General features: G+C 64.6%; 10 protein-coding genes. 3 read left to right on the forward strand and 7 right to left on the reverse strand.

From position 1 onward, the window contains the following. Positions 1–44: 44 nt before the first annotated feature. The 3 genes from AC1TPF_RS04840 to AC1TPF_RS04850 all read right to left on the reverse strand — a co-directional run bounded on the left by AC1TPF_RS04840 (position 45) and on the right by AC1TPF_RS04850 (position 3,848). Positions 45–1,667 carry a LuxR C-terminal-related transcriptional regulator gene (locus tag AC1TPF_RS04840; protein ID WP_482142885.1) on the reverse strand — a complete coding sequence of 541 codons (1,623 nt, stop codon included), beginning with the start codon at positions 1,665–1,667 and terminating at the stop codon, positions 45–47. Positions 1,668–1,723: 56 nt separating this feature from the next. Beyond that, positions 1,724–3,109, reverse strand: a complete 1,386-nt coding sequence (locus AC1TPF_RS04845) for a DUF2867 domain-containing protein (RefSeq protein ID WP_482142886.1) — start codon at positions 3,107–3,109, stop codon at positions 1,724–1,726. 61 nt (positions 3,110–3,170) lie between these two features. Further along, complete coding sequence (locus AC1TPF_RS04850; protein ID WP_482136247.1) at positions 3,171–3,848, reverse strand: histidine phosphatase family protein; 678 nt, start codon at positions 3,846–3,848, stop codon at positions 3,171–3,173. Positions 3,849–4,070: 222 nt separating this feature from the next. On the opposite strand from AC1TPF_RS04850, the gene AC1TPF_RS04855 reads away from it, so the two are divergent. Beyond that, complete coding sequence (locus AC1TPF_RS04855) at positions 4,071–6,755, forward strand: HAD family hydrolase (protein ID WP_482142888.1); 2,685 nt, start codon at positions 4,071–4,073, stop codon at positions 6,753–6,755. After that, positions 6,742–7,797, forward strand: a complete 1,056-nt coding sequence (locus AC1TPF_RS04860) for a class I SAM-dependent methyltransferase (RefSeq protein ID WP_482142890.1) — start codon at positions 6,742–6,744, stop codon at positions 7,795–7,797. The genes AC1TPF_RS04855 and AC1TPF_RS04860 overlap by 14 nt, the downstream gene beginning before the upstream one ends. Before the next feature lie 265 nt (positions 7,798–8,062). Here the strand turns inward: AC1TPF_RS04860 and AC1TPF_RS04865 are convergent, their stop codons facing one another. After that, complete coding sequence (locus AC1TPF_RS04865; RefSeq protein ID WP_482142892.1) at positions 8,063–9,343, reverse strand: HNH endonuclease signature motif containing protein; 1,281 nt, start codon at positions 9,341–9,343, stop codon at positions 8,063–8,065. Positions 9,344–9,470: 127 nt separating this feature from the next. Continuing rightward, positions 9,471–10,187, reverse strand: coding sequence for a phosphotransferase (locus AC1TPF_RS04870; RefSeq protein WP_482144029.1), 717 nt, complete (start codon positions 10,185–10,187; stop codon positions 9,471–9,473). 138 nt (positions 10,188–10,325) lie between these two features. Between AC1TPF_RS04870 and AC1TPF_RS04875 the strand changes: the two genes are divergently transcribed. Next, positions 10,326–11,180 carry a TIGR03621 family F420-dependent LLM class oxidoreductase gene (locus AC1TPF_RS04875; RefSeq protein WP_482142894.1) on the forward strand — a complete coding sequence of 285 codons (855 nt, stop codon included), beginning with the start codon at positions 10,326–10,328 and terminating at the stop codon, positions 11,178–11,180. A gap of 10 nt (positions 11,181–11,190) precedes the next feature. Here the strand turns inward: AC1TPF_RS04875 and atzF are convergent, their stop codons facing one another. Both atzF and AC1TPF_RS04885 read right to left on the reverse strand, forming a co-directional pair. Continuing rightward, positions 11,191–12,852 (reverse strand): allophanate hydrolase, encoded by a 1,662-nt coding sequence (gene atzF / locus AC1TPF_RS04880; RefSeq protein ID WP_482142896.1) that lies wholly within the window; start codon positions 12,850–12,852, stop codon positions 11,191–11,193. Then, positions 12,849–14,852, reverse strand: coding sequence for a 5-oxoprolinase/urea amidolyase family protein (locus tag AC1TPF_RS04885; protein ID WP_482142898.1), 2,004 nt, complete (start codon positions 14,850–14,852; stop codon positions 12,849–12,851). The genes atzF and AC1TPF_RS04885 overlap by 4 nt, the downstream gene beginning before the upstream one ends. Between the last annotated feature and the right edge of the window lie 2 nt (positions 14,853–14,854).

Below are 14,854 nucleotides of genomic sequence, written 5' to 3' on the forward strand. Positions count from 1 at the left end.
TAGGTGATTCTGCGGAGGAACGCAGTCACCGCGTTGGGGGCCGGTCAGATGAGGTCGTGCCGATACGCGTAGGCCGTGGCGGCTGCCCGCGACGACAGGCCCAGTTTGGTGAAGATGCTGCTCACATGGGAGGCCACGGTCTTCTCGCTGATCACGAGGTCGGCGGCGATCGCTCGGTTCGTTGCGCCGGTGGACACGAGCGAGAGCACCTCCAGTTCGCGGGGGCTCAGTCCGCATGCCGACCCCTGCCGCGCAGACGTCGTGGTCACCTCGAGTCGGTGCAGGTCGGTGGTCGCACGAAGCTCGGCGAAGATGGCGTGGGCCGCCGCGAACTCCATCTCGGCGCCATCGGAGTCACCGAGCCGGTGACAGGCACGACCGATCAACACGATGGCCCGGGCCCGTTCGTACGGCACGCCCAAGTCGCGCCACCCCGCGACGGCACGACGCAGGGCGATCAGGGCCTGCGCTGGTGACCCGTCGGCGAGGAGTACGGCGCCGGTCGCGTGGTCGGCGGCGGCGCGCAGGAAGGCTGTGCTCCACATGGTGGCGAGCGACGCCAGTTCGTCGGCCCCGGCCCGAGCGGCGAGCGCATCACCACCGGCGAGGACGATCTCGACGTAGCCGGCCAGCAGGGCCGCCCGTTCGGGCGGACGCGTGGCCTCGGCAAGCGCCCTCCGGATCGCCGCACCTGCCCCGTCCACGTCGCCTTGGGCCAGGCGTAGCAGCGCCAGCCCCGGATGCGGCTGCCGACCCTGGCGGTTCGCCTGTCGGTACGCGACTTCTGCGGATGCCGACTCTCCGCGCAGTCGGTGCAACTCGGCTCGCAGATACAGTGATTCGCCGACGGCCGGGTGGCTGAACAACCGGTCGAATGCCCTCTCGGCCTCGTCGGCGGCATCGGTCCACCGGCCGTGCAGCATCATCATCTCGGCGCGGTGGATGAGGCATTGACCGTGGTAGAGCACAAGCTCGGGCTGGTTCTCGCACCACCGGTTGAACGCCGCTGTCCACTCCTGCACGCGCCGGAGGTCGAAGAGTTCATGGCAACCGTCGATGGCCATGCAGTAGATGTCGCCGATGGCGATCGGTGAAACCTGCTGTGCGGCAATCGCAACGATCACTTCGTCGAGCAATGCCACTCCTTCTGTGACCTCACCCCTTTCGATCAGGCACCGCGCGACGCAGACCCGCGCCAGCGCGACCAGTTCGGGATCGTCGAATTGTTCGCCCGTCGTGCAGGCCTCGACGAAACCTCGATGAGCGCCGTCGGTGTCGCCTTCGAAATGGAGTCTCACCGCGGCGAGATAGCCCAGGAATCCACGCTCCACACCGTGCACACCCGCATCATCGAGCAGTCGCTGCGCGTGCGAGACCCAGCCGCCGCCGCGAGCCAGCTCACCACGGTTGAGTAAGCCGAATGCCAGCCACGCAGCACAGCGCACCGCCCGGACGACATCGCCCGAAGTGATTGCTGCCTGATATGCCCGCTCCCACACGTCGATGCTCTCTTCGTATCGTCCCGTGAGATAGGCGGCGACAGCGAGGCGCTCGAGATCGTCGACGCCCGGCGGTGCGTCATTGGCAGCCGCGGACAGGTACTTGTACGCCGTCTCCCAAGCGAGCCGGCCGAACGCCTCACCACCAGGGTCCGGAACGTTCTCCATCACTTCAGTATGGTCCTCCTGCCTCGATGCAGGGATGAAAATCCTTGTCGCCGGGGTCAGGATCCGGTTTCGGCCCGCTGGATGATGTCGGTTGCCATGGTGTCGAACGTTTTTCGGTGGACGGGTAACGTCGCATACCAGTAACCACGTCCGACCACACCTCGCGGATAGAACACCGTGCGCAGGTCGAGGCGGGATCCGGTGCCGGTGTCAGATACGGCCACATCGAGCCATGCGGACCCCGGGACCTTATGAGTTGATCTGAGCCGCAGCGCCTTTCCGGGCTCGGCCGAAACAATCTGCCACATCCATCGCCGAGGGCCGGAGTACTCGCCGTTGTTGCCGCCGTAGGCTTCGACCGCCTCCCAGAGTCGTGCCGGGTCGACAAGCGAGTTGCCGGAATGGCTGGTGGTGTAGGACTGTTCACCCGCCCACTTCGGATCGGTGGGGATCGGGTCGGCAGGAGGATGGTCGGGTGATGCGTTCTTCCAGGTGCTTTCGACCTCTCCGCGGTCGATCCGCGCCAGTGCCAGCTCGACAGACTTCCGGTACGGTGTCAATCCTGCTGTGGGAGGCGGTATCACGGTGGCGATGTCGTGTTCGGAGACGACCGCATTGTGTTCGAGTGATTCGATCAGCGGGCGGGCCAGCCCGCCGGGAATCGGTGTCACGGTGCCCACCCATCGACTCGCGAGTGTTGGTGTGAGCAGCGGCAATACGAGGATGCGTCGTTTGGAGAGGCCGGCAACCTCGGCGTATACCTGCATCATGTCGCCGTATTCGAGGACATCAGGGCCACCGATGTCCCAGGTCCGGGATTCCGGTACCGGGGCGGTTGCGGCTTCGACCAGGAAATGGAGGACGTCGTTCACCGCGATCGGCTGGATCTTGTTGTGCACCCACCGGGGCGTGGTCATGGCGGGTAGACGCTCGGTCAGGTGCCGGATCATCTCGAACGACGCCGAACCCGAGCCGATCACCACGCCTGCCTGCAGAACGATCGTCTCGATGCCGGAGTCCATCAGGATCTCGCCGACCTCGGAGCGTGAACTGAGGTGCTCCGAGAGCTCGACGCCGGTGGGATGTAATCCACTGAGGTAGACGATGCGACTCACTCCGGCGGCCTCGGCCGCTGCGACCACGTTGCGGGCCGCGCGCTGCTCTTCGGCTTTGAAGTCCTTGGTCCCGCCCATGGAGTGAACCAGGTGATAGATCACGTCGGCGCCGTCGAACGCCTCGGCCAGTGATGCCGGATCCGACAGGTCTCCCTTGATCACCGTTGCGCGCTCGGCCCACGGGGCACCCCGGAGCTTGTCCGGTGTTCGCGCCAGCACCCGGACATCGTGCCCTCGTTCGATCAATCGCGGTGCCAGGCGCCCGCCGATGTATCCGGTGGCGCCGGTGACCAGGATGTTGCGGGCCTGCGTCCGTTGCGGCTGCATATCCGCAGTGTGCCCAGCGCGGCCGTCGGCAAACGTTGATCAGCCCTCGCCCGGGCTGCGGTCAGCGCATGGTCATCATCGGCCGGGTGCCTTCGTTGTCGTCGTCGATGTCGGCGTGGGCGTGATCGTTCACCGACATGACGTTGATGCCCGAGCTGCCAACGAGGAGTTTGGTGATCGACGCGTTCACCATCGTCCGGGAGACCGCGGGCCAGTTCTCCGGGCTGATGCCCCAGAGGTCCGCGATCACCGCGCCGATGGTTCCGGCGGACGACGCCGCGATCGCCACCTGGCCGGGTCCGGCGTGTTCGGCGATCTGGGCCAGGGCTCCTCGAACACCGTCGCGGTATTTCGCATACGAACCGTCAGCCGCATTCGCCCACTCGATCAACGCGCCGTCCAGGTTGCGCTGGAACCCGCGCTGCGCGGAGGCGGCCTCGGGTGCGTTGCCGGTGGGCGGCACGTGGGTCTGGGCGAGGCGCTCGAGGTCGTACTCGTTCCAGCCCGGGTTCACCACCGGTTCCGGCGCTGCACCGCTCGGGAACTGCGCGACGATCTCCTCGATCGTCTCGAGTTGGCGCGCGAGGTTTCCCGACACCGTGAAGTTCACCTTGCCTGCGCGGGCGGCAAGCGTCCTGCCGACGTTGCGAGCCTGCCTGCGGCCCAGTTCCGTCAAACTGCCGTAGCCGTTTTCGTCGACGCCGGCCTGACCGTGCCGAACCAGATAGATGACACCCATGCCACTCATCTTGCAGGTACCGGGTCGGTGATCAACATGCTGGCCCACTTGAGTTCCGGTGAGATATCCGCAGTCCGCGATGTTGGATTGCAAGACTCTGTACCTGGACCGCCATTGTTTCGAGACCGGCAAATCAGTCATTCGCGCCATGAGTGGGTTGCGTCACTAGGATGGGCTGGACCCAGACGAACACGATTGGACAGAGCCCTGATCAACGAAGTGATGGAATCCGACAACCAGGTGGTGCGTCGCGGCCGGACCACCCTCTCAGACGTACAGCAGATGCTGCAGGACGGATCATGTTCTGTCCTATCGCTGGACATCTTCGACACGGTGTTGTGGCGGCGGGTTCCGCGGCCGACCGATCTGTTCGCCGTATTGGGTGAACGGCTGGCGAGAGAGGGCGCCTTACCGTCGTGGGTGGATGCCGCCACCTTCCGCCGGATGCGGATCGTGGCCGAATCGGATTCGCGGGAGCGACGGGGAGCACTCGGCCCCGAGGTGTCGATCTATGACATCTGGCGTGAGATGCCCACCACGATCATGTTGGCAGGCGACATCGACTACTACGTCGATGCCGAGATCGCCGAGGAATACCGGACCCTGGTTCCGGACCTCGACATCGCGTCGGTGATCAACACCGCTCACACGCACTCGATTCCGATCGTTCTGGTGTCCGACACCTACTTCCTCCAGGAACATCTCGACCGCTTTCTCGACCAGCCGGGTCTTGAACCGCTCAAGTCCGCGAGGTTTTTTCGCTCGCATGAGCACGGTGTGGACAAGGCCGAAGGTCTGTGGAAGATCGTGGTCAAGGCGCTGGGCGTGGTGCCAAGCCAGATCGTGCACATCGGCGACAACAAGCGTCCGGATGTGACGGTGCCCGGCAAGTTGGGTGTCCGGACCGTGCACTTCACGCGAATCGGTGAGCGATACGAGCCGATCCTGCGCCGCGAGCGCAGCCCACTCGGACCGTTTGGTCCCAGCGCGCCTCGTCTGGATCTGACGCAGGGCGACTTCGGCATCACGAGCCTGCGCGCCAAGTTGATCGAGGATGCGCAACTCGATGCCGTCGCGCCCGATGTGGCCTGCACGTGGCGTTACGGCGCATCGGTGCTCGGACCGGTGCTCACCGGCTTTGCCGAATGGGCCGCGCGCCGGGCTCACGAAGAGGGCACCTCGATGCTCTGGTGTCCGATGCGGGAAGGGGAGATGCTCTCGACCCTGATCAACAACGCTGCCCGCCAACACGGCTTCGATGTCACCGCGAAGCCGGTGTGGTTGTCCCGGCATCTGACATCGGTTGCGGCACTGGGAGTCGTCGATCAGGACAGCATCCACAAGTTCATGCGGCGCCGTCACGGTATGACCATCGGCGGCTTGCTTGGCATCCTCCAGCTGCGGCCCGGTGACGTCCCGGCGTTGTCGGCGCGGCTCGGCACGGTGCTCGACAACGGGATCATCGCCGACGACGTGGCCACCGCCCTGACCGAGTCTCCGTCGATACGCAACCGGATCGCCACCACGGCAACAGCCACCCGAGAACGGCTCCTCGCGCATCTGCGGTCGGTTGGTGCACTCGACTCGACCGATCTCACGCTGGTGGATCTGGGGTGGGGCGCCACCATCCAGAGCCAGCTGGCAACGGCCTTGGAGCTGGCCGGGATTCCGATCACACCGGCAGGCCTGTACCTCGCGACTGACACACGCAGTACCGCGGTCGCACTGCGTGGTCTGCGTCTGGAAGGATATCTCGGTTCCGCCGGTGAACCCGTCGAGATCGTCGGCCCCCTCATCCGAAGTCCGGAGGTTCTGGAACAGGGGGTGAGCAGCCTCTGCGGATCGCTGCTCGACTTCACCCCTGAGGGCGAACCGGTCCTCGGACCGATAGCGGGTTCGGCAAGCCAGATACACGCGCGCGCAGCGCTGCACGAGGGTGTTCACGCTTTCCAGGGTGAATGGATTCGATATGCCTCGGCGTTGTCGGACTGGCCGGCGTTCAACGGTGGTGAGGTGCCGCTGCTCGGCAATATCCTGGCGTCGTCCATCATCTCGCCCACTGCTGACGAGGCCTCGGTCTTCGGCGCGTGGGAGCACGAGGACAACTTCGGCTCCGATCTGGTGAGTCATGTGGTCCCGGTGGATCTCCTACCCGCCGTCGGGTACATGTCGCCGGGGGATGTCACTGACCTCCTGATGCGGGACTCTTTCTGGCCGCAGGTTCTGGCGGCAACGGATCCGAAGCTGGCCGCAGCTGCCGAGGCCGTGAACTCGGGTGCCGTACCGGCCGAGGTCTTCGAACCGGACGACCCGGGTAGCGAGACTGTGCTGCGTTTCCGGACCGGCGACGGCAAGTGGCATGACGGACCGAAGGTTCCGTTGCGGATCAACCGGAACGGATTGTCGTTCGCGCGCTTGAACTTCGAGGCGTTCGACGCGACCGACATCTCGTTGGCGATCCCAGGGCGTCCGGCGCTGGTGCGGGTGGACTGGATCGAGGCCACCGTCACCGCAGGCGGGCATCGGTTGCCGGAACCGCTGCGCTGGGAGCATCCCGGGGACTTCTCCGGCCTGGTGTACGCGGAATCGACGTGGCTGGGCGGCAATCTGGTCGAGTTCCACGCCCCACATTCGGCCCTGTGGATACCGTTGGCCGCGCGGGCCGGTGCTCCGGTCAGTACCGCTCAGGTCACCATCGCGTTTGCTGTTCTCCCGCAGTCGTTGTCGGGCCTGCAGCATCGACCGCCACCCGGACCGCGACTCGCCAGGTTGACCGCTCGCGCCAAGGAGGAACTGCGGGCGGGTGGGCCGCTGGCATTGGCTGCCGGTGTGGCCCGCATCGTCACTCGCGCCGGGAGTCCGCCACCTCCACCGAAGGAAGAGGACGACGACCGTGACGACACCTGAGTTCGGGGATCGAGGCGATCCACATGCCCAGGCGCGGAATGCGCGCAGGGCTCCACTGCTTCTGCACTCATTGACCCTGTTCTCCGAGGTGATCGGCCGCGTCTTCGCGGCGGCGCGTCCGGCGATCGTGGTGGAGGTGGGCGTCGAATCCGGCGGCGCGAGTTCGATCTACCTCGAGCGCGGTGCAAACGACGTGTACTGCATCGAATCGAGTCCGACCGAGGATATGCGAAAAGCTCTGGCGGATAACCCCAATCTCCACCTGGTGGAGGGGTTCTCGCCGGAGATTCTCGACGGTATACCGAGTGGCGATGTCTACGTACTCGACGGTGACCACAACTACGCCACCGTCCGTGCCGAACTCGACTGGATTCTGGCCAAGGCTCCCGACGCGATCGTCATACTTCATGACGTCTTGTGGCCCTGGGGTCGGCGAGATCTGTATTACGACGCCGACGCTGTCGATACCGAGGCTGTTCACGAGCACGGTGATGACGGGCCCACGGTGTGGCACGACGAGGTCACTCCTGCGGGTTTCGTCGGTCTCGGTCAGTTCACAGTTGCCGTCGAGGCCGGGGGTGAGCGCAACGGCGTGCTGACCGCGGTCGAAGACGCCCTGGCAGCGCAACCGTCGGGTACGCACGAGTTCGCTTTGGTGCCGGCAATTTTTGGACTCGGGATCATCTACCCAACCGGAGACGTGGAGCGCGCGGAGCGCCTCCGTGAAGCGCTCGAACCCTATAACAATTCGCCGTTGCTGGCGGCCATGGAGAACAATCGGATTGCGCTGTACACCCGCGTTCTCGCCATGCAATACGAGATGGCCGAGGCCGCCGTCAATCGCGACGAACTCGTACACCAGCTCGAGCAACAGCGTGCGCAGCACAGTGACGAGATCGCCGACCTCCGGCGCCGACACGACGAAGAACTGGCTGCACTGCGGGCCAACCCACCCATTTCGATCCGCAACGTGACCCGACGTGCGGCGCGGAAAGCAGTGCGTGGGGTCCGTGGTGTCACTTGGGGCAGACCTTCGCGGTAGGACTGTGCCGCGTGGCGGCCGTCTGTGCGGAAGTTCCTCAGCAGCAGGATGGTTCGCTCCCGAAACCGTGGTCGACCACTGCGCTGTCATGCGGAGCTGTACCACCATGTCCCGGCCGGCCTGGTGAGAATCGCGCCAGTGCGCGTTTACCAGGCCGGGCCGGGATCTGATGGCCCCGGGGTTTCACTATTCAGTTCTCAAAGATCTTGCAGTACACAGGGTTCAGCCTGTGTTGCTCGGTCTTGCGGTTTGGTGTCTCGCCGTCTTATGCGGCGGTGAGTTCGGTGGTCAGGGTGCGGCGGGCGTGGGATCGTAGTTCGGTGGTGGTGCCGGGTGCGATGAACCATGGATGGCCGTCGTGGCCCAGGAACACGGTCCAGCCGTGGTGGTGGATGTAGCGGTGGTGTCGGCGGCAGAGTAGGACCATGTTGGTCAGGCTGGTGCTGCCGCCGTTGCGCCAGAAGTCGATGTGGTGGGCGTCGGTGTAGACCGCGGCGCAGCCACATCCAGGGAACGCACACCCCTGATCGCGGGCGATCAACGCTTTGCGGATCGCGGGGGTGACGGTGCGTTGGTCGCGTCCGACATCGAGTGGGACCGACTCACTGTCGAGCAGGATCTTGGTGATCACCGAATCACAGGCCACCATCTGGGCGGTGGGTGCTGAGGCGGGGCCGGTCCATTCGAATTTTGGCGCCATGGCCGGCGGTGTGGGATCCGGGATACCGCGCAGCTGCAGTTGTTGCAGATATTCCGGCGAGACTGTCACCGTCACATGTGGTTTCGCCCCGCCCCGGGTGGGCCGGTCTTCCTGATCGAAATACGAATCCAGCAATCGTTCCAGAGCATCAGCCCGGATTTGGCCTGTGCTCCGCGGATCCGGCGAGCCGTCGGGTTCGGGTACCGGCCTGCACAGTGGATCCAGTGCCACCGCCAGCTTTTCGCCGAGCAGACTATCGAGATCGAGGGTGCCGTGGGTGCGGCCGTCATCGCCGGTTCCGAATGACAACTCGTTCAAATCATGGTTTTCGGCGTCCGGGATCTCTTTGTCCGGCGGCGATAACACCAACGCCATATGCCGTGCCCGTACCGATACTGCCGCCGGCGTCCCCATCAACGCTTCGGTTAGCAGTCCGCGCTCACAATCGGAACGGTCAGTAGCTGGGAGTTCTGGGTTGCGACGCTCAATATGATGGAGCCCCTTCACAATCGCATCCACGTGCTCACCGGATAGTTGTCCGTCGATTCCATAATCGGCAATCGACGGAATGCCGCTGAGTGCCTTACCTACTCGCACATATCGGTGCGCGACGGTCGGCGCGACACCTGCGTCCCGTAATAGTTTGGCTGTGGACCCCACGCCTTTCTTCTGCGCGATCCGACGCTTATCGAGTTCACCGGCCAGACGGAAAAGTATCTGCTCCACAACATGATTGAGTCGAATAACTGCCACCGTTCGTGAAGATACCTGCGCATCATCACCGGCGACCAAAGTCGCATCCCCTGCCAGATCTGACAACCTGGCGAACATCTCCCCGAAGTCCATGGCCCAATTTTACTCGCCCCATCGCATTCGCACAAGTGTTCGGGGTAACTGATCCCGTTGCACTGCAACATCTTTCGCTAAACTCACGTTCGCGGTCCATTAGTGTAACGAGGGGGTCCGACAAGTGTCAGGTGGCGTTCCACAGCCGTTGGTAGTAGTCCAACCGAACGTGATCAACGGGGAGTCCGTACGCGCTGACCAGTTCATGCTCCCAACCAGGTCCGTAGTTCCATTGGGTGCTCATGGCGGCCACTGCGATATCTGCCCAACGATCACCGATACCAAGGGAACCGAAATCGACGTGACCGGAGAGCTCCCCGGCGTCGGTCAGGATGGTGTTGGGGCAGCACGCATCCCCATGGCAGACGACGAGATGATCGACCGTAGGGGGGTCATGAAGAACGCGGTCCACGTGAATGTTTCTGGAGGCGGCGTCGGCGATGCGTGTTGCTGGATCCCATTGCCAGGGGCACTGCTCGACCGGCAAACTGTCATGGAGTTCCCGCAAACCACGCCCGACAGCCCGGACTGCAATATCGGGTCGGGCGAGCCAGCGCGGCGATACAGCACTGCTCCCGGGGAGTGCGCGGGTGAGAAGCCATGCCGCCCGCTCGGACCGACCAGCCGCGATGACGCGAGGCGATGGGGTGTGCGGATTCGTCCAAGACAGCTTGCGCGCTTCACGTTCCAACGACACTTCCGCATGTGGGGGCTGCCATTTGAAATAGCGGGTCGTCGGCCCGGTTCCCAAGCGGTATGTCACTCCGCCGGCGCCGTTCATCCACACGGCTTCGACGGGCTCATCTGCGGTGACAAATCTGGCGAGCAGCTCGGGAATGGGCATTTCGGGAACGGCCGACGTCACCCTATGAGCATATATGTTGGGGTGTTGGGGATCGAGATCCACAGCACCACAAATTGTTCCATTGTCCATGCCGTATCTCCGGCATCGGAGGTGGAATCCTTCGATATGGTGGATTTCATGGGTGCAACGCGTGAATTCCGTTTCGGTGTGAATCTGCTGGGTCGTGGCAGCGCGGATGATTTTCTGGCGGAGGTGCGTGATGCCGAACGATGTGGCGTCGATGTGATCTTGTTGCCAGACCACCTGGAACTCGGGGCGCCCTTCCCCATGCTGGCCGCCGCAGCGGCGGCCGCGCCAACCGTCCGGGTCGGCACGTTTGTGCTCAATGTCGGCTTCTATCGACCGGTACTGTTGGCCCGGGACATCGCCAGCGTCGATCAACTCAGTGGTGGACGGTTCGAGGTCGGTCTTGGCGCCGGCTATGTGGAGAGTGAGTTTGAGGCTGCTGGAATACCTTTCGGGACGCCTGGGCAGCGGGTGCAGCATTTGCGGGAGATGGTGCTGGCACTCAAAGACCTTCTCGGCCGCGACGACCACGAGCCTCCGTCGGTGCAGACTCCGCCGCCGATCATGATCGCCGGTACCGGAGACAAGGTTCTCACCCTCGCGGCGGAGCATGCCGACATCGTTGCCATCGCCGCAGTGGCCGACGACGAGATGCTGGCCGAGCGTGTTGATTTCATCCGATCCAAGGCCGGTGATCGGTTCGATCAACTCGAGATCAATCTGATCATCTTCGATCTCGCCATCGATCGTGACCCCGACCTCGATGTCCTTCGCAGCCATCGGCCGACGGATACCGATGCCGAACTCCTGTCCCTGCCAAACGGATTGCACGGCAGTCACAGTGAGGTCGTTGCGCGCATCCGGGAACTGCGGGACAGGTTCGGGGTCAGCTACATCACGCCGATCGACCCGCCCGCCGCCGATATGCAGGCGTACGGGCGGGTCATCTCGGAACTTCGGGGTTAGTGCGGAGTGTTCAGCGCTCCAACCAGTGTGTCGCGGTGAGTGGTTCGGCATCGGCCACCGAGTCGTGGCTGCATCCGAAGCCGACGGTCCAGCGACCGTCGGACAGTTCTACCGGCCCCAGTGTCATCGGTGCGGGCAGCTCTGCGAGGAATTCGCCGAGGGCTGCCGGTGACAGGGTCCAGAGTTCACCGCGGATGGACTTGCCGTGTTCGCTGTCTCGAACCAGTCCTGGCTTGGCGGGTTGAGTGTCGAGTGCGACCAGGCGATAGTCCGGTGCGGTCGCGGCCTCACCCGACCAGCGGGCGCCACGACTGGTCAGCTGGCGGTCCAGTGGCTGTCCACGAAGATGGGCCCCGACAACAAACACCTCGGTGACGTCGGCGCCGGCCCGCTCCGGCCAGGATGGACCGGTGGCAGGCAGGCTGCTGCCGATGCGCCCGGCGATGTCGAGGGCGACGGCGTCGTCGTATGCACGTCCGATCACGGTGATCCCGAACTGCGCTGTGCTGCCGTCCGATTCGATCACTTCTCCGGCCGGGACTGCCACGGCGCACATATCGAACAAGTTGCAGAAGTTGGTGTACGTGCCCATCGTCGCGTTGACACCAACCGGATCGGCAGCCACCTGCGCCAGTGTCGGATGCATCGGGGCAGTCGGAACCAAGAGTGCCGACGCGTCGCCGAGCGTCTCCAGTGCGCGGACGCGAAGCTCCTCGACGCGTCGACGGTCGGCCAACAGATCAGTTGCCCGGAAGCGATCGGCATCACCGATGATGCCGGCCACGGTCGGATCGAGGCCGTCCGAATCCTTGGCGGCCGAGATGAACTCGCCGACAGCGTCATAACGCTCTGCCACCAACGCTCCCTCGTACAAGAGTTTGGCGGCGGCGAGGAAGTCGTCGAGTTTGATGCGCTTGACCGCGATGCCCGCCGACACGGCCTGGCCGACGGCCGCTTCGAATGCGGCCTGCCAGTGTTCATCCAATGCGGGCAATGTGTCCGGGACCGCAACCACGGGCTGCTCGCCGGCCGCAAAATATGTTTTGGCGGGCCATGTTCCGACGTCGGACATGACACCCATCGCACGATTGGCGAGATCGAGGTCGGCGGCGAGGATTGTGACACAGTCATAGCTCGCACACGCGGGCACGACGCCGGCGGTGCTGACCACGCCCAGTGTCGGTTTGATGCCCACGATGCCCTGCAATCCGGCAGGCACGCGGCCGGATCCGGCTGTGTCGGTGCCGATCGCGATGTCGGCGAAACCCAGTGCGACGGCGACTGAGGATCCGGAACTGGAACCGCCCGAGATCCGGTCGTCACGGCGGGAATCACGCACCGCTCCATAGGGACTGCGGGTACCGACAAGGCCGGTCGCGAACTGGTCCAGGTTGGTCTTGCCGATGACGACCGCGCCCGCTGCCCGGAGTGCGGCGACCGCAGCGGCATCGACGTCGGGCAGGTACTCGTATCCGGGGCAGGCGGCGGTGGTCGGGAGTCCGGCCACATCAACGTTGTCTTTCACTGCCAGGACAACACCGGCAAGCGGACCTCCGGCGGCCAAAGATGCAGTGTGTTCCCGGGTTACGTCGGCTTCATCGCGCAGTGTGATGAAGACTTCGGGGCGATCGGCCGCGGCGATGGCGGCGTAGATCTCGGTGATGCGGCTCATGCCACCCTTCCTGTTTTGATGGCGAACTCGCCACTGTCGGACCAGCGTCGACGTTCTTCGTTTCGGGCGATCTCCATCGACGTTCGCTCGGTCGCGATGTCGGCGGCATTCTCCTCGAGATACTTCTGATGTTCGGCGAGTGAGAACGTTCCGTGCTCGATCTCCACCCGGCCGCGTCCGGCGGCCGTGTCGGCCCGAAGGTCGAGCAGTTCGTCTGCGCTCACCGGGTACCACCTGATCTTATCGAAGAAGCGCAGCAACCACGGGTGCTCGGGGTCGAACCCTGCCGCCTCCAGAGGGTGTCGATGATTCCACACTTGCGTCGTGCGCCCGACGAACTGGTAGCCGCCGGGGCCTTCCATGCCGTAGATGCACATGTAGGCGCCGCCGATCCCGACCGCGTTCTCCGGTGTCCACGTGCGTGCCGGGTTGTATTTGGTGGTCACCAGTCGGTGGCGAGGATCCAGTGGCACCGCAACCGGGGCACCGAGATACACATCGCCGAGGCCGAGCACGAGGTACTCGGCGTCGAAGACGATGCGATGCACGTCGTCGACCGAACCGAGTCCGTTCATACGTCGGATGAACTCGATGTTCCACGGGCACCACGGGGCATCCGAACGGACTCCGAGCATGTAGCGCTCGATGGCTTCCCGCGTCGCCGGGTCGTCCCACGAAAGGGGCAGGTGGACGGTGCGGCTCGGGACCACCAACTCGGATGCGGCCGGAAGTTGGGCCTCGCATTCGATCAGCCAGTCCAGCAGAACCGACTGCCGCAACTTGGTCGGATCGACCTTGACCTGCAGTGATCGGATGCCCGGGGTGAGGTCGATGAGTCCGGCCGGGCGGTCCGCGTCGATCCGTTGGGCGAGCGCATGAACCCGCGCCCGCAATGCCAGGTCGAGGGTCATCTCGCCGTACTCGACCAGGATGTTGTCGTCGCCGCTGCGTCGGTAGGTGACCACGGTGCTGCCGTCGGCGGTCATGGTCGATCCCAGGACACCGTTGTCGAGATCGCCGCCGGATGACAAGACGACGCTGATGTCGGAGCGGCGGGCCGAACCGAGGTCGGCCGGGCTGGCGGTCTCGGCGGAACGGACGGGGACGAAGCGCACGGTGTTACCCGGCTTGAGTTGGCCCATCTTCCAGCGATCGGCGGTGGTGATGGTGACCGGGCAGACGAATCCGCCGAGGCTCGGGCCGTCGGGGCCGAGCAGGATCGGGGTGTCGCCGGTGAAATCGAGTGCACCGACGGAGTAGGCGTTGTCGTGGATGTTCGATGGATGCAGCCCGGCTTCGCCGCCGTCGGTCCGGGCCCAACGGGGCTGTGGCCCGACGAGTCGGACGCCGGTCCGATCGGAGTTGAAATGGACTTCGTAGGGCGTGTTGTAGAGGTCTTCGATGTCTTCGAAGGTGAAGAACTCGGGCGCGCTGTGCGGGCCGACGGTCACCGCGAGATGCCAGTTGTCGGTGAGGGCCGGCTTCTCCTCGTTCAGGATGCGCCGGGGTGCACTGACCAGATCGGCACCGGCGCAGGTGAGCGTGTCGCCCTCGATCAGTGGACGGCCGTCCTTTCCACCGAACTTGCCGAGTGTGAACGTGGAACGGCTACCCAGATACTCCTGCGCGTCCACACCGCCTGCGACGGCCACGTAGACCCTCATCCCGACCGGTCCGGCAGCGCCGACGTCGAGGACCTCGCCGGCCTTCACCGGGATTGGGACCCACTGCGGCATCGGGGTCGAACCCACGGTGACAATCACCGGTGCACCGGTCACCGCCACGACGGTGTCTTCGGCAAAGGTCAGCCGCGGGCCCATCAGGGTGCACTCGAGTCCTGCTGCGCCCTCGGGATTTCCGACCGCGACGTTGGCCAACCGGAAGGACAGGTCGTCCATCGGTCCCGACGGGGGGACACCGACCTGCCAGTGCCGGATGCGTCCGGGCCAATCCTGGATGGTGGTCTGCGGACCTGCGCGCAGCACCGAGATCGTCGACATTG

Source organism: Williamsia sp. Y853 (assembly GCF_056786495.1).